Below are 15613 nucleotides of genomic sequence, written 5' to 3'. Positions count from 1 at the left end.
CTCCTACATCCCTAAATTTGTCATAAAAGTCACTATAAACATCCATATAGTAGTAAAAACTGTTCCTATCAAAGTAGGAATAATCATAACTTTCCACCCTTTTATCCCTACTTTTGTTACTTCTGCTGATGCAGTTGTTATAATAGCTATTAGTCCTGTAGATGCAAAAGGCATTATAGTATTCCATTTTAAAAAAAATTGTGCTAAGAATGCAATTACAATGAATGGAACCATATTGATAACACTTTTGTTCAATATTTTATTAGAAATTATTCTGCAAGCTTCTACTCCATTCTTTGCCATCTGTCCACAATAAAAACTTTTTAAAGTTTTAATTAACAATACTCCTATTACTACCGAAATTATCACACTTAAAGTAGTTTTCAAAGATATTAAACTTGCTAAGTAACCTGGTTGCCATCCAAGCATTATACCAAAAGGAAGGAATATCAGTATATCCCTTAAAGTATTGCTAGTTTCATTCATAGTCTTGGCCGGGTATTTTTTAGAATTATTTTGTTTAACTTGATTCATATTACTCTCCCCCTAAACCCCTAGTTGACTTAATAAAGCCCAACCAAATAATAAAATTGTGCCACAAATAGTGGACAAAATCACACCAATAGTTGCATTCCCATTAGTCATATGACGAATAGTTGCCATCATAGGTCTTAATGCCCACAAAACCCCTGTTACCCCAAAAGCAACTGCGGTGTTCCAACCCAATAAAGAAGAAAAAATTAGTCCTGTTACTGCATATACTAATGTGCCACTATACCCCATTGCAAAAGTAGATATTGCCCACTTCATATCTTTAGTGGTTCCCATAGATTTAGTTATAAAAAAACAGATTATCGATAATCCCGTAACTCCGATAGTACCGTAAATTACACCAAGTAAACCCATTAACACTACCCTAATTAATCCTATTGATCCATTTCTAAATAAATCAATTCCTGTTTGTAGAAAAAATAATGAAAATGCACTTCCTGGAATAATAAGTGCTACTTGCCATGATACGCCTTGCATCTTTTTCTTTAAAATAGCTGCTGGATTTGTAATCATTATAATAGAATCCTTTAAACTACTCATAAAAGAATCATTTGCTTTAGCTTTTTGATTTACCATTCATTTACCCCCTACATAGTAGTTTTATTTGCTTTTGAATATAAAAACCCTTATTCTAATTATAATTTAAGGGTAGGATTAGAAAAATAACCCCTTAGGGTGATTTTTCTAATGAATTTCTTTTTATTAATAATAATTAATTCATTTCCTATTTTTGTATTGACAAATGATTCCTATAATGGTAGTGTGTATATATGATATATACGATGTGTTAACCTTAAAAGAGGTGAATAAATGAATATTTTTATGGACCACACTAGTGATTTACCTATGTATGAACAAATAAAACTCAGCATAAAAGAAAGCATTCTATCTGGTAATTTAAAATACAATGATTCTCTGCCCTCAGTTCGTCAGCTTGCTAAGGAATTAAATGTAAGTACCATTACCACCAAAAGAGCTTACCTGGAGCTAGAACGTGAAAATCTTATTTACTCTATTTCTGGACGAGGAACCTTTGTAAATAATGCAAATATCAACAGCTTAATAAAAGAAAAAAACCTTAAATTAATAGAAGAGTATAAAATAAGTACACTGGAACTAATGAAATCTGGATTAGAAAAAAAAGATATTATAGATATAATCGAAAAAATTTATAAGGGGGATTTATAAATGGAAAATATGTTAGAGATAATAAATTTAAGCAAAAATTTTGGTGATTTCAAATTAGATAATATCAATATAACTCTTGAAAAAGGATCAATAATGGGTTTTATCGGAGAGAATGGAGCAGGTAAAACTTCAACTATAAAACTTATTTTAAATGCAATAGCAAAAAACTCAGGCGAAATAAATATTTTAGGCAAAGATAATATCAAAGACGAAGAACTTGTTAAAAGCTGTATAGGATATGTACCCGATGAAGATTATTTTATTTTAAATTCAACTCTTAAAAATCACGCAAAAGCCCTCAAAATTTTTTATGATAATTGGGATAATCACACATTTCTTACTTTTGTGAAGAAATGGGAACTTCCTTTAAATAAAAAAATTAGCGAATTTTCTAAAGGAATGAAAACTAAAGCCATGCTGAGCCTAGCTTTTGCTCATAATCCCAAGCTGCTTATTTTAGATGAACCTACCGCAGGACTTGACCCTATGGCAAGAATAGAGGTATTAGACCTATTAAGAGATTTTGTATCTGATGGAGAAAAATCAGTGTTTTTTTCTACCCATATCACCTCTGATTTAGACAAAGTAGCTGATTTTGTAACCTTAATTAACAATGGGAAAATACTGGATAGTCTTTCAATTGATAAACTAGAAGAAAAATACCTAATATTAAATGGTGGTTTAGATGTTTTAAATGGCTTAGAAAAGGAATTTGTAGGCATCAAGAAAGGTGAGTTCTCCTTTGAGGGTTTAATTTCAAGAGATAAAGCCAATCTATATTTCAAGGATTTAAAAGGAAGTAAACCTAATATTGAGAATTTCCTAACTTTTAGTATATGGGGTGAAAAAAATGAAAAAGTTATTTAAAATCTTAAAATCTTATTGGATTATAAATTGTAGTGGTTCTAATGAGCTTTTCTTTGTATTCAATATAATTTTTATATTTATATCAATAGCAAATTGCTATATTCTAAAATTATCTATAAACGATTATATCAATAGTAATAATATTATATTTAATGGTTCCCTATGTTTTTTACTTATAGCTATTGTATTACCTTTTTCTTTAAGCCAAAATCTTTATAGAGATTATTCACACAAAAACAAGACACATAGAAGAAATTTCTCTAATGTTCTTATACAAGTCCCTATAAAAAAAATAGATATTTTGAATACTAATTTTTTTATACTTTTGGTTTCATCTTTATGTGGTTTAATAATCACTTTATTCCTTTTAATAATTAACATTTTCGTAGCGCCAACAGATATGATATCTGCTTATGCTGGTTTTTTTGTTTTAATCTTTATTTCTGCTTTTTTATTATTTTCTTTATCAACTGGATTAGACTCTATAGCTTCTGAAAAATATAAATTCATTAAATTTTTACCTGCATTCTTTCCTATACTTGTAATGTATCTCGGTATTTATAATTTAACTATGCATTTCCCTCAACCCAACACTAAGGTTACCCCGGAAAATATGTACAATGCTCTTGGCCCTTTATTCTCTCCATTTTTTAAAGCTTGCAGATATTTTGGAGGAGTACAGGGTTTACTGCTAATAATATTATCAGTTTTTACTGGATATTATTTATGTTGCAAACTTCCTTTAAAAATTTCTGAAAAGGTGGGATAAAATATGAAAACTTTATTAGATAATTACAAAAAACTTTTGAGATTTAATGGTTTTTATCAAACATTAGTTTTTATTATATTTATAATATTCCCCGCATTCTTACCTAAGTATGACTTTTTAAATATTATGGTAGCAACCTGTTGTTGTATAATTTTTCCTACTATTCTAGATAAATTATGCAGTGAAAATTATACTATTTTATCCATGGCACCTTTTAAAACAAAAGATATAATAAAGCTTTTATATTTACATACATATATTATTTTTGGTACAAGTTTTATTATTATCTTAATTATAAATCTAGTTAAGCCTTCAGAAACTTCAATATTCTACTTAGTTTATATTTCATGTTTCTTTATTTTTTCAAATATATTCTATCCTAACTTTACTTCAACAGAACTAAAATTAAGGTTAAATCAAGACAATAGAACAACAGCTTTGATTTTGGGTAATTATTTTTTCACATTTATTACTTGGATTATAATGCGCAGCATTCTTAGAGATGTGAATGCTATAAATGTTTTTTATTTTGAAATTTCTTTAATAATGTTAAATATCATCATTGCAATTTTTACACTAAAAAAATCTTATATATATACTTTGAAAAAAGTAATGAATTATAAGGCTTAATTTTGTGTATTGCTTATTATAAATCAAGTGGTAGAATAATAACTATAAGAAAATTTAGGAGTGTGATTTAATGATACATACATTTCAAGTTAAAACAAACAAAAGTACAGAGATGATAGATATAAGTAGTGAAGTGAAGAAAATCGTTAAAGAATCTGGTGTGAAAAATGGAATATGTATGGTATTTATTCCTCACACCACCGCTGCAGTTACTATTAATGAAAATGCTGATCCAGATGTAGTTAAAGATTTTGTTAAGGAAATGGATAAAATCGTTCCCCTTAATGATAATTATCTACATTATGAAGGAAACTCTGCTGCTCATATAAAATCTAGTATGATGGGTTTCAGTGAACATATTATAATTGATAATGGGCAATTAATTCTTGGCACATGGCAAGGAATTTATTTTCTAGAATATGACGGCCCAAGAACTAGAAAAGTTAATATTAAAATTATGGAAGGTTAAATAATATAGGTGGTTTAAATGCAAATATTAGAAAATAGTTGGCAACTTTTATTAGAAGATGAATTTAAAAAAGATTATTACCTGAAACTTAGAAAGTTCTTGATAAAGGAATATAAAACTCAAACAGTATATCCAGATATGTACCATATCTTTAACTCATTGAAGTTTACTGATTATAAAGATGTTAAAGTTGTTATTTTGGGTCAAGACCCCTATCATGGGGCTAATCAAGCACATGGCTTAAGTTTCTCTGTAAAACCAGATGTGGCTATTCCTCCTTCACTACTAAATATTTATAAAGAGCTTCAAAGTGATTTAAATTGTTTTATACCTAATAATGGGTACTTAGAAAAATGGGCTCGCCAAGGTGTATTACTTCTTAATGCTGTATTAACAGTTAAAGCTGGCGAAGCAAACTCCCACCAAAATATAGGTTGGGAGCATTTTACCAATAAAATAATTAGTTTATTAAACGAAAGGGAAAAGCCCATAGTTTTCATACTATGGGGAAAAAATGCTCAATCAAAACTAAAAATAATAACCAATCCAGCACATTATATAATACAGTCTGTTCACCCAAGCCCTTTATCTGCTTATAGAGGATTTTTGGGAAGTAAACCTTTTTCTGAAACAAATAATTTTCTTATGTCCATAGGTGAAAATCCTATTGACTGGCAAATAGAAAATATTAATTAATACTTTTGTTTTCTACCTTAAGTACCATATATGCATTCACTAAAGCAAGTATAGTCCCTAGGATAGCCATTATTTTGAAAGCAAAATTCAAAGAAACGCTATCCCCTATTTTACCTATTATAGGAAATACACATATCATAAGTAAGCTAAACACCATACTTTGAAAAGATAATATTGTAGCCCTATTTTCACTAGGTATTAACTTATTTATATAATCACTTGTTGCTACAAAAACAATGGATTCCGTAACACCTATTAAAATATAAAAAATTGGTGCACAGTTAGTTAAAGCAATTCCCCACATAGCTAAAACAATTATAAAAGGCATGTAAGCAATAATGCCTTTTTCTTTTATCACCTCTTCTAATTTATAAACCTTTGTAGCCATAAAACCCGCTAATAAAGAAGATATAGATAAAAATATAGCTATCTGAAATTCAGAATATCCCCCTACCTTCCAATAATTCTGAAGATAATAAAATAAACTTGTAACACTTAAAGCAATAATATTTATAAAAACAATTAAGAAACCAACCTTCTTGTTATTCCTTATTACACTCAAACTATCTTTAATTTGAGAAAAGAATATATTTTGATTTTTGTTTTCTTTATTTTCTATTGCAATGCTAGGTTCAACAAATAAAAATGCTTGTCCCATAGTTATTGCTGCTAAAATAGCACTAAACCCAAAAGCATATAAATAATTCTTAGATGCTAAGTATCCTCCTAAAAGTAAGGCAACAACTGAAGCGATTTGCATAAACATTTCATTTTTACCATTTACTTTTATATAATCATCTTCTAAATCTATTTCTTTCAAAGAATCATAAATCAGTGCCTCTCCAGCTCCTGATTCTAAATTAAAAGATATTGCCAAAATAGCAAAAGCTACCGCAAACATAAAGAAAGAATTGGAAAACATTAATACTATCATACTTACCATAGCAAAACCTCTTCCCATTATTCTACTTACTCTTCTTCCCCACAAATCAGCAACAACACCTGTAGGGACTTCCATGGTAAAGGAAACTAAATGAAAGATTCCTTCTAATAATCCAAGCTGCGTCAAAGTCATTCCCTTTACTGCAAGATATATCATCCATATTCCTTGGGTCAAATCTAATCTACTTAAGAATATAAAAATATAATTTTTTAAAATATTTCCTTTTAATTTGTGTTTATAATTGTCCATTAAGTATGTCTCCAATAAATTAATTTTTAAAAGTATACTGTGCCATAAAGTAGGCACAGTATACTTTTATTTAATAACTCCACAGAAGATTATAGCATAACCAAATATTGGTTTCAATTTATTTGAAACTCTTTACTTATATTAATGAAAAAAGGATGTCTCACTTTCGTAGGCATCCTTCTATAGTTATGATTAATTATTTACTTCCATTATATTTTTAGCTTTACCAGTTTTCCTATAAATGATCTCTTACATGCTATCTAACTAACCAGCCACCATCTATAGCAAGTATATGCCCATTCATATAATCTGATCCTTTTGATGCTAGAAAAACAACCACTGCCATTAAATCCGATGGTTCTCCCCATCTATTAGCAGGAATTCTTCCTAATATTTCAGCATTTCTTTTTTCATCAGCTCTTAATGGTGCAGTATTTGCTGTTGCAATATATCCAGGCGCAATAGCGTTTATTTGAATGTTTTCACAAGCAAGTTCATTAGCAAAGGCCTTGGTAATCCCTGCAATTCCATGTTTACTAGCTGTATAAGCAGGAACAAATTTTCCCCCTTGGAAAGAAAGCATAGAAGCGATATTAATTATTTTACCCCCACCTTGCTTAACCATAATTTTTGCAACATCTTGACTTAAGTAGTATGCCGCATTTAAGTTAAGATCAATAACTGCTTTCCAATCTTCATCTTTATATTCTAAAATTGGTGATCTTCTAATAGTCCCCGCATTATTTACTAAAACATCTATTCTTCCGTATTTTTTCATGCATTCTTCCACTAAAGCTGTAACACTTTCTCTTTTAGTTAAATCTGCTTGGAAAAATTCTATTCTTCTGCCTTCCTTTTCTACTAATTCTTTTGTTTCACTCCAATTAGTCCCATGAGTTGGTACAAACAAATCTGCTCCTGCCTTAGCAAGTGCAACTACAGCCCCTTGACCCAATCCAGTGTTTCCGCCTGTAACTATAGCTACCTTTCCTTTTAGCGAAAAATAATCCATAGAAAAGCTATCTAGTGACATTTCCATATTTTTATCTCCTCGTATAGTAAGTTTAATTGTAATCTTACAATTGTTTTATAAATTTACACTTTATTACCTTCGCTTTAAATTACAGTATTAAAAATATTACCTATAGTATCCCCTTCAAATAATTTTTCATTATTTACTTTAAGATATGTTCCCTGATAAACTGCAAACTTAATAAGTTTTTCCTTATCTTTAATAATTGAAATCCATCTTCCATCAGATTCTATACCATTATAATCTATAGTATTTTTTTCTGAGTATATAAATTGTTCAATATAGCTCTCTTTCTTGATTTCAACACCAATAAACCCTTGACCTTTAATTGATTTAACCTCTATTGATTCGTCTAAGAAAGTAGAATGAGGATATAATACATTTAAGAAATTCATATTCATTTCTTTGTTTTTATTCTCAATACAAAGAGTTTTCAATTTAATTTCTCTAACATCATCCGGTCTTTGTGGAGTCATTATCTCGCGAATTATAGTTTCCTCTACCTTACAATTTAATTCTTCTGGCCATACAGGATGTATATCTAGTGTTCCTTTACCATTTTTGATTTGAAATACATTTGTATCTGCCTTCTTCTCTGCAAATTGTTCTCCATGTAATCTCCAAGTATAAGCATGCTCACTTGAACTTTTAAGTTCATCTAAAATAATAAAATAACCCATTTCACTATAGATAATATTTCTTGCATTTCGATTTAAATTCATCTCTGGATAATATAGCTTGCTAGATTCTCCCACACAATAGGTATATCCGCCCTCACTTATATATTCTTCTACTTTAGCTATAGCTTCTTTTTTTACATCTCTCCAAACATTATAAATACCCTTACAGTTCAAATCAAATAATTCAGGATCTTCTAGTGTACCTTCATCCCATATTTTTTCTCCCACACAACCTGTATTATCTACAGTTATCATGTTGTGCACTTTAGCTCTAGATGTTCTATGAAAACCTTCATCAATAGCAAGAGGACTATTATTAGCCATTAAAATAAAACTGTTAAAATCCACATGATAGTGTGTCAAACTTCTAGTTCTCCATCCATTTTGAGTATCTAATTCCCAGGATTTTTCCCATTGAATATTACCACCTGGAGCACTTGATTTAAAAGAAAAATGTATTGCATCTTCATCCCAAGATGAGCGTATTACTACCAAACCTAAATCTGGAAAATATCTTGTTAATGGAAGATTATTTGGCTCTTCTTCACTAATACCTTTGTCATACCATATATATTCCAAGAAAGCTTCTGGCATAATGCCCGGGAAAATCTTGCTTTCATAAGCTTCTCTAAATAAGAACTTATTTTTAACTAAATTTCCAAGCCACTGTGCATGACCATTGTTATATTCACTAGCCATTTTATAGTATGCTGAGATAGAGTGAGAACTTTTTCTATCATGAACATCTGAAAAGTTAACATTTTCTTCCCAATTTGTAGCTGACTGATATAACCTATAATAAAATGTATTTTCCATAAATGAAGATTTAAAATGATCTATACCTTCATTCTCTTTTATTAAATCAGCTGCAGTTAATAAAAAGTTTATAGCGTATCTCCAATAACCTGTCCCTTCATAATTACTACCATCTTCTGGCATCCATTTAAATACCTTTTCAAAATTATCTTTGATAACATTTATCCATGTATTGGCTTCTTCATATTCAGGAGCAATAGCATAAGCTGTTGTTAATAATCCGGTATAATTAATCCAATTATGATTCTGCCAATAATCAGTTGACCAACAATTTCCTTCATTTTCTTCACCATAATCAAACATTTTATGCCCTTGTAAAATCAATTTATCAAGCATTGTTTTCTTTTCAGTAGGACTTAAATATTCACTAATCCAATTGTAAGATAAACCAAATCCATATAATAACCAAGAAGCACTTAAATCCACATCAACTAAAAATCCATATCCCCAACACTCATAATTACATGCAGAAAACATCCATCTCTTAGCTTCTTGTAAATAACTATCTTGTTTTGTTAATAAATAAGCTAAACTCAAATTTGCAGCTGCCATGCCCATATATGTAATACTTGTAGGTGGATGTTCATTTGAAATCTTTTGATTTTCATACATCTTGCATTGTTCTAATAACCTTGTAAAGTGAGTTTTTCTAAATGTTAATTTTTCCTCATTCAATTGTTCCATATTGCTATTTATCAATAAATATTTTTTCATAAAAAATTCTCCTTTTCATGGTATATTTTTCTTCAATGCTATGTAACGTTTTCATGAATGTAAAAAATTCTACACTCCTTAAGTTTATACACGAATAAAACTTTGATAAAACGTTTTATTAAATTTATATTATCCTTATTTAATCTTTATGTCAATAACTTATTGGTTTTTTTACTGCATAACTCTTGAATTCAACCTTATATATTTACATTTTTCTATATACTCAAAATATTATTTCAAAAATAAAAAAAAGGTTGAAATGAATAAATTCACTACAGCCTTTCTAAATATTATTTTTTTATTTTATTTATCTAAGGATTTACAAGATTCCCTAATCTTTAATTCACATGAAACAATTACTTTATTGTTTTCTCTTTCTTTTTTATGATTTATTTTCCATAATACCAATTCAGCTGCTTTTTGTCCTATCTCATAAGGTTTTTGATCTACAACTGTAATGGGAGTTTTGAAAAGATTAGCTAAAGGTAGTTCATCAAAACCAATTATTGATAAATCTTCTGGTACATTTATTTTATTCATATTACAATAATTAAGTAACTCTGCCGTTACAGAGGAATGCATTGAAAATATTGCTGTAGGCGAATTTTCACTTTTTAAGGCTTCATCAAAAGTCTTATTTAAATCTGAAAATCTATCCCAAATATTAATAAAATTTAAATTTAAAGCTATTCCATTTTTAATCATTGCTTCTTCATAGCCCAAAATTCTGTCCTGTCTTGAAGGTATATGTTCATATTCTTGTGTTATTAATGCAATTTTTTTATGGCCTAATTTTATCAAATACTCCGTTGCATTAAATGTACTTCCTTTATAATCTGATAAAACAGTACTTATATCCAAATCATCATATTCCATAAACACTTGAACAATACACGTTCCATTTTTATTTTCTTCATCCAATAGTTTATTATTTTTACCTGATGAAGCTATTATAATTCCATCTACTCTAAGCATTTTTAACATATTAATAGATTTCTTTTCAATTTCTGCATCATAGTCTGTATTATATATAATTACATTATAATTACTTTTTTTACAATAATCATCAATTCCACGTAGAACACTGCTTGTGAAATATCCTGCCATATCAAAAACAATTACTCCTATAGTTTTTGTTACATCTGTTTTTAAACTTCTAGCGATTGAATTAGGAATATAATTTAATTCTTCAATTGTAAGCCTTATTCTTTCCTTTGTATCCTTTGACATATACTTATATCTACCGCTCAAATACTGTGAAACAGTACTTATTGATACACCTGCTTTATCCGCAACGTCGATTAATTTTGCATGTTTCATCAGATTTCTCCTAAGTCTTTAATTTACTCATATTTTGTGTATATATTCAATCCATGTATTGACCTCGCCAATATTATACAATATGAAACCTCATATTGCAAAATCTTTTAAGATATTATCCACTACTTTTGTATTAATAATGTATATTTTTAGCATAGTTAATACGATTTTTGATAATCATGAAGATTTATTTTCTTGTTAAATGATAAAAAAATGATATAATTGTTAGAGTGGATTGCATTGTTTTAAGTTTAAACTGTGCAATTTTATTTTTCATAATATTACAAAAGCTTTAATAGAAATAAAAATAGGAGTGGACTAAATTGAAAAAAAGAACTGTATATGAACTTAACATAGAAGGCACTGAATTTCCTGGATATGGTGTTGCTTTTAAAGACAATAAAAAAATATTAATAAAAGGAACTTTACCAGGTCAAAAGGTTAAAGCTTTTGTAAAGAAATTCAAAAGTGGTAATGCTATTGCAAATTTAAACGAAATTATAGAAGATGTATATTATAAAATTGAACCTAAATGTCCTGTATTTAATATTTGTGGGGGTTGTACACACCAATTTATCTCCTACGAAAAACAATTAGAGTTTAAAAAAGATCAATTGTTGCAATTGTTCGATAATGCTGAAATAAAAGATTTTGAATTTCTTGGGGTTGAAGGTAGCCCTGAAATTTATGAATATAGAAACAAAATGGAATTCACTTTTGGCGACATGGAAAAAGGTGGAGAACTTTGTCTTGGAATGCATATGAAAGGTAGAAGCTTTTCAATTGTCACTGCTGATGAATGTAAAATCATAGATGAGGATTTCAACTTATTACTTAAAACAGTTTTAGATTATTTTAGAAAAAAAGATTTTAAACATTATAAAATCATGGCTAGAGAAGGTTATTTAAGAAATTTAGTTATTAGAAAAGGAAAAAACACTGGCGAATTGATGGTTGCTATTGTTACCACCTCTCAAGAAGACTTTAGTATGGATGAGCTAACAGAAATCCTAAAAGGTTTAAACTATAAAGGAAAACTAAGAAGTCTTTTACATATTATTAATGATTCTCTTTCTGATACAGTTCAAGCAGATGAGATTAAGGTTTTATATGGTGAAGACTTTATAACAGAAGAAGTTTTAGGCTTAAAATTTAAAATCACTCCATTCTCATTTTTTCAAACAAATACGCTGGGTGCAGAAAAACTTTACAGCTTAGTTAGAGATTTTATGGGTAATTCTGAAAATAAAACTGTGTTTGATTTGTATTGTGGAACCGGAACAATTGGTCAAATAGTAGCACAAAAAGCTAAAAAAGTAATAGGTGTAGAATTAATAGAAGAAGCAGTGGAATCAGCAAAAGAAAATGCAAAGTTAAATAATTTAAATAATTGCCAGTTTATCGCTGGTGACGTTAAAAATGTAATTCAAAACCTCAAAGAGAACCCAGATATAATTATATTAGATCCTCCAAGGCCTGGTGTTCATCCAGTGGCTTTAGATTATGTGTTGAAATTTAATGCAAAAGAAATAATTTATGTTTCTTGTAATCCTAAGACCTTGGTTAATGACTTAAAAGTGCTTCTGGGGAGCAAATACAAAATAACTCAAGTAATAGGCATGGATTTATTTCCCAGCACACCTCACTTAGAAAGTATTGTTAAGCTTGTAAAAATATAGACTTTTGCAAAACGGTATATTCTCACTTTTGTTAAATAACTCATATGGCAACCATATGAGTTATTAGTTTCTTTTTCATTTTGTTTTTTTCAGTGGAATATCAAAAACCTTTCAAAAGATCCTCCAACTCATCTCTTTTCCGTATAATCACCACTGAACCATCTTCTTTGATAAGAATTTCTGCTGGTCTAAGTCTATTATTATAATTAGAACTCATCACATATCCATAAGCTCCACTATCTAAAACCCCTATAATATCCCCCTCAAATATTTCTGGCAATGTTCTATCTTTAGCAATTATATCTCCGCTTTCACATATGTTTCCTACTATATTTACCTTTTCCATTTTCTTAGAAGGCATTGAATTCTCTCTCATAACTTCTATATCATGATGAGAATCATAAATTACTGGCCTTGATAAAACATTAAAACCCAAATCTGTTCCTATATATTTTATATCATAATTTTCTTTTACAGCAAAAACTGTTCCCAACAAAACTGCACTTTCTGCAACCACATATCTACCTGGTTCAACTTTAATAGTTACTTCTTTACCATAATTCTTCACCCATTGTTTAATAATCTCATCTAGCTTTCTTCCTAAAGAAGCTAAATCTAAATTAGTTTCTTTATTCTGTTTTCTATAAGGAATTCCAAATCCGCCTCCAATATCTACAAACTCTAAATCTTCAAATTTTTCTGCTATAGATAGAATAGCTTTTACACCTTCAATATAAGGTGTTTTCTCCATAAATAAAGAACCTATATGTTGATTTATCCCTACTAATTTAAGCTCATATTTTTGGATTATTTTTTTTACTTCTTCAATAAAATTCTCATCCACGCCAAATTTTGTATTTTTACCACCTGTAACAACTTTTTCACTATGTCCTGCACCTATTCCAGAATTAAATCTAATTGCCACTTTTCCACCTTTATTGATAGATCCGAAAAGTTCTAACTGTGATAATGAATCCACACTCACTAAAACATTTTTTTCAATAGCATACATCATCTCTTCTTTAGAAACATTATTACATATATAAAAAATTTGTTCGGGTTTAAAACCAGCTTCTAATTGTACAAATATTTCACCTGGAGACATGGCATCCACATTTAATCCTTCATCCTTAATAATTTTTAATAAATGTAAATTACTATTGGCTTTTGCTGAGTAATTAACTGAAAAATTGGGGTAATTTATTAATGCTTTTATAGCTCTGCATTTTTCTTTAATTATTCTCTCATCATAAACATATAAAGGACTTCCATACTCTTTAATTAGTTCTATAGCATTATTTCCCCTGTAAAAATCTATTTTATCTGTAATTTCCGTAAAAATATTATTCATACTCATTCCCCTTTTCTTTAATTTTGTTATAATTATTATAGGAATTAATTGATACCATTGTAAGTTACAGTTTTAGAGTTTTTTCAAGGGACAGATGAACATTATATATAAACTACTTCGAAAGGATAAATTATGATTAATCTTATACCAAACTTAGATACAACTTCATCAAAACCATTTTATATGCAAATTTATGAACATGTAAAAAAAGAAATTCTTTCCGGAAATCTAGCAGCAAATTCCAAATTGCCTTCTATAAGAGATTTTTCTTCAAATACGAACCTGAGCAAAAATACTATAGACGCAGCTTATCAGCAACTTATTGCTGAGGGATATATACGAAGTAAGTCTAAATCAGGATTTTTCGTTGAAAATATAGAACAGATACCTGAAAATCTTTCTTCAATGGACTACAACTCTTCATTAAAACAAAGTAAAATAAAAGAAGAGTTTTGTCTTTATGATTTTACTAATGGACAAATAGACCTAGATTCTTTTCCTTTATCTACCTTAAGAAAAATCATTAATGAAAGTTTATTAACTACTGAAAAGGATTTGCTTTTTTACGGTGAACATGTTGGAGACAAAGGGCTTAGATTTGAAATTTCAAAGTATATTTATCAATCAAGAGGAGTATTAAGCTCTCCTGAACAAATTATAATAGGGTCCGGTACTCAACAATCATTAAGTTTACTTAGTTTAGTTCTTCAAAAATTCGATAAAAATCTTGCTTTTGAAGATCCAGGCTATATTGGTGCTAGAAATGTTTTTGAGCACTATGGATTTGATATTGCTTCTATTCCTGTTGATGAAAATGGTATTTGTATAAATAAGTTAAAAGAATCCAAAAGTAAAATTGTCTACATCACTCCTTCTCATCAATTCCCCCTTGGTAGAGTTATGCCTATTAAAAGAAGAGTTGAATTATTAAATTGGGCATTAAAAGAGAATTCGTATATTATAGAAGACGATTATGATGGAGAATTTAGATATAAAGGAAAACCTATTCCTTCCCTACAAAGTCTTGTTTCAAATAATCGGGTTATATATTTAGGAACCTTTTCTAAGTCCTTGATGCCTTCTATCCGAATTAGCTATATGGTTTTACCCAAAGAATTAATGGAAATATATAAAAATAATTTTACAATCTACGAGCAGCCTGTGCCTAGAATAATTCAAAAATCCTTAGAAATATTTATTAAAGAAGGTCATTGGTACAAACACTTAAAGAAATGTAGAAATGTTTATAAAAAAAAGCATGATTTATTAATAAGCTCTATATATAAATACTTTGGACCAAAAGCAGAAGTAATTGGAGCAGATTCAGGTCTCCATATACTTTTGAAAGTTAATAATGGCATGGATGAAACAAATTTAATATCGGCAGCTAAAGGTTTAGGCGTAAAAGTAAGCCCTACATCAATTTATTACTCATTCCCTAAAAAATCAAATCCTCAACTAATATTTTTAGGCTTCGCAGGCATCAAATTGGAAAACATCCCGAAAGGCATTGAGTTGTTAAGTACTGCCTGGCTATAGTTTACTTACAACCACATTTTTTATACTGCCTATATGTAGACAAGCTTTCATTAATCCTATAAAATAGTTAGGACAACCAAACTAAATATTTAAACAAAATAATAGTTATTCATTTGAT

15 protein-coding genes are annotated in these 15613 nt (G+C 29.0%); 8 read left to right on the top strand and 7 right to left on the bottom strand.

The window, feature by feature from the left end:
• Window positions 1-3: 3 nt before the first annotated feature.
• Window positions 4-534 carry a hypothetical protein gene (locus BUB83_RS00335; protein ID WP_073335829.1) on the bottom strand — a complete coding sequence of 177 codons (531 nt, stop codon included), beginning with the start codon at window positions 532-534 and terminating at the stop codon, window positions 4-6.
• Between the two features lie 12 nt (window positions 535-546).
• Entirely contained in the window at window positions 547-1128 is a 582-nt protein-coding gene (locus BUB83_RS00330) for a hypothetical protein (RefSeq protein WP_084133329.1), read from the bottom strand.
• 234 nt (window positions 1129-1362) lie between these two features.
• On the opposite strand from BUB83_RS00330, the gene BUB83_RS00325 reads away from it, so the two are divergent.
• From BUB83_RS00325 to BUB83_RS00300, 6 genes are all read left to right on the top strand, one after another.
• Window positions 1363-1740, top strand: coding sequence for a GntR family transcriptional regulator (locus BUB83_RS00325; RefSeq protein ID WP_073335827.1), 378 nt, complete (start codon window positions 1363-1365; stop codon window positions 1738-1740).
• Entirely contained in the window at window positions 1741-2607 is an 867-nt protein-coding gene (locus tag BUB83_RS00320) for an ABC transporter ATP-binding protein (RefSeq protein ID WP_073335825.1), read from the top strand.
• Window positions 2591-3376 carry a hypothetical protein gene (locus tag BUB83_RS00315; protein ID WP_073335823.1) on the top strand — a complete coding sequence of 262 codons (786 nt, stop codon included), beginning with the start codon at window positions 2591-2593 and terminating at the stop codon, window positions 3374-3376. Before BUB83_RS00320 ends, BUB83_RS00315 begins: the two co-directional genes overlap by 17 nt.
• Before the next feature lie 3 nt (window positions 3377-3379).
• Window positions 3380-4006: a hypothetical protein gene (locus BUB83_RS00310; RefSeq protein WP_073335821.1), complete on the top strand. Its 627-nt coding sequence runs from the start codon at window positions 3380-3382 to the stop codon at window positions 4004-4006.
• A gap of 70 nt (window positions 4007-4076) precedes the next feature.
• A complete protein-coding gene (locus tag BUB83_RS00305) occupies window positions 4077-4475 on the top strand; it encodes a secondary thiamine-phosphate synthase enzyme YjbQ (RefSeq protein ID WP_073335819.1) in 399 nt (132 codons plus the stop codon).
• 18 nt (window positions 4476-4493) lie between these two features.
• Window positions 4494-5171, top strand: a complete 678-nt coding sequence (locus BUB83_RS00300) for a uracil-DNA glycosylase (RefSeq protein WP_073335817.1) — start codon at window positions 4494-4496, stop codon at window positions 5169-5171.
• On the opposite strand, the gene BUB83_RS00295 is transcribed toward BUB83_RS00300, so the two are convergent.
• The 4 genes from BUB83_RS00295 to BUB83_RS00280 form a co-directional block, all read right to left on the bottom strand.
• Window positions 5164-6363, bottom strand: coding sequence for an MFS transporter (locus tag BUB83_RS00295; protein WP_073335815.1), 1200 nt, complete (start codon window positions 6361-6363; stop codon window positions 5164-5166). The genes BUB83_RS00300 and BUB83_RS00295 overlap by 8 nt on opposite strands.
• Before the next feature lie 256 nt (window positions 6364-6619).
• Window positions 6620-7402: a 2-dehydro-3-deoxy-D-gluconate 5-dehydrogenase KduD gene (gene kduD / locus BUB83_RS00290; protein WP_073335813.1), complete on the bottom strand. Its 783-nt coding sequence runs from the start codon at window positions 7400-7402 to the stop codon at window positions 6620-6622.
• A 77-nt stretch (window positions 7403-7479) separates the two neighbouring features.
• Window positions 7480-9606 carry a DUF4962 domain-containing protein gene (locus BUB83_RS00285; protein ID WP_073335811.1) on the bottom strand — a complete coding sequence of 709 codons (2127 nt, stop codon included), beginning with the start codon at window positions 9604-9606 and terminating at the stop codon, window positions 7480-7482.
• 303 nt (window positions 9607-9909) lie between these two features.
• On the bottom strand, window positions 9910-10926 hold the full coding sequence (locus BUB83_RS00280; protein WP_073335809.1) for a substrate-binding domain-containing protein: 1017 nt from the start codon (window positions 10924-10926) through the stop codon (window positions 9910-9912).
• Between the two features lie 323 nt (window positions 10927-11249).
• Between BUB83_RS00280 and rlmD the strand changes: the two genes are divergently transcribed.
• Window positions 11250-12605, top strand: coding sequence for a 23S rRNA (uracil(1939)-C(5))-methyltransferase RlmD (gene rlmD, locus BUB83_RS00275; RefSeq protein WP_073335806.1), 1356 nt, complete (start codon window positions 11250-11252; stop codon window positions 12603-12605).
• A 100-nt stretch (window positions 12606-12705) separates the two neighbouring features.
• Here the strand turns inward: rlmD and lysA are convergent, their stop codons facing one another.
• Window positions 12706-13956, bottom strand: coding sequence for a diaminopimelate decarboxylase (gene lysA, locus BUB83_RS00270; RefSeq protein ID WP_073335804.1), 1251 nt, complete (start codon window positions 13954-13956; stop codon window positions 12706-12708).
• Between the two features lie 132 nt (window positions 13957-14088).
• On the opposite strand from lysA, the gene pdxR reads away from it, so the two are divergent.
• On the top strand, window positions 14089-15495 hold the full coding sequence (gene pdxR / locus BUB83_RS00265; RefSeq protein WP_073335802.1) for a MocR-like pyridoxine biosynthesis transcription factor PdxR: 1407 nt from the start codon (window positions 14089-14091) through the stop codon (window positions 15493-15495).
• Window positions 15496-15613 lie beyond the last annotated feature (118 nt).

The sequence above is a fragment of the Clostridium grantii DSM 8605 genome (assembly GCF_900129965.1).
Taxonomy (GTDB): domain Bacteria; phylum Bacillota; class Clostridia; order Clostridiales; family Clostridiaceae; genus Clostridium_AF; species Clostridium_AF grantii.
Note: the sequence above shows the minus strand (reverse complement) of the source record. Positions and strands in the feature narration are given on the sequence as shown.

Coding starts and splice junctions, on each gene's coding strand:
- BUB83_RS00300 (WP_073335817.1), top strand. CDS start 4,494: ATGCAAATATTAGAAAATAGTTGGCAACTTTTATTAGAAGATGAATTT.
- BUB83_RS00280 (WP_073335809.1), bottom strand. CDS start 10,926: ATGAAACATGCAAAATTAATCGACGTTGCGGATAAAGCAGGTGTATCA.
- BUB83_RS00335 (WP_073335829.1), bottom strand. CDS start 534: ATGAATCAAGTTAAACAAAATAATTCTAAAAAATACCCGGCCAAGACT.
- lysA (WP_073335804.1), bottom strand. CDS start 13,956: ATGAATAATATTTTTACGGAAATTACAGATAAAATAGATTTTTACAGG.
- kduD (WP_073335813.1), bottom strand. CDS start 7,402: ATGGAAATGTCACTAGATAGCTTTTCTATGGATTATTTTTCGCTAAAA.
- BUB83_RS00295 (WP_073335815.1), bottom strand. CDS start 6,363: ATGGACAATTATAAACACAAATTAAAAGGAAATATTTTAAAAAATTAT.
- BUB83_RS00305 (WP_073335819.1), top strand. CDS start 4,077: ATGATACATACATTTCAAGTTAAAACAAACAAAAGTACAGAGATGATA.
- BUB83_RS00320 (WP_073335825.1), top strand. CDS start 1,741: ATGGAAAATATGTTAGAGATAATAAATTTAAGCAAAAATTTTGGTGAT.
- BUB83_RS00330 (WP_084133329.1), bottom strand. CDS start 1,128: ATGGTAAATCAAAAAGCTAAAGCAAATGATTCTTTTATGAGTAGTTTA.
- pdxR (WP_073335802.1), top strand. CDS start 14,089: ATGATTAATCTTATACCAAACTTAGATACAACTTCATCAAAACCATTT.
- BUB83_RS00285 (WP_073335811.1), bottom strand. CDS start 9,606: ATGAAAAAATATTTATTGATAAATAGCAATATGGAACAATTGAATGAG.
- BUB83_RS00315 (WP_073335823.1), top strand. CDS start 2,591: ATGAAAAAGTTATTTAAAATCTTAAAATCTTATTGGATTATAAATTGT.
- BUB83_RS00325 (WP_073335827.1), top strand. CDS start 1,363: ATGAATATTTTTATGGACCACACTAGTGATTTACCTATGTATGAACAA.
- BUB83_RS00310 (WP_073335821.1), top strand. CDS start 3,380: ATGAAAACTTTATTAGATAATTACAAAAAACTTTTGAGATTTAATGGT.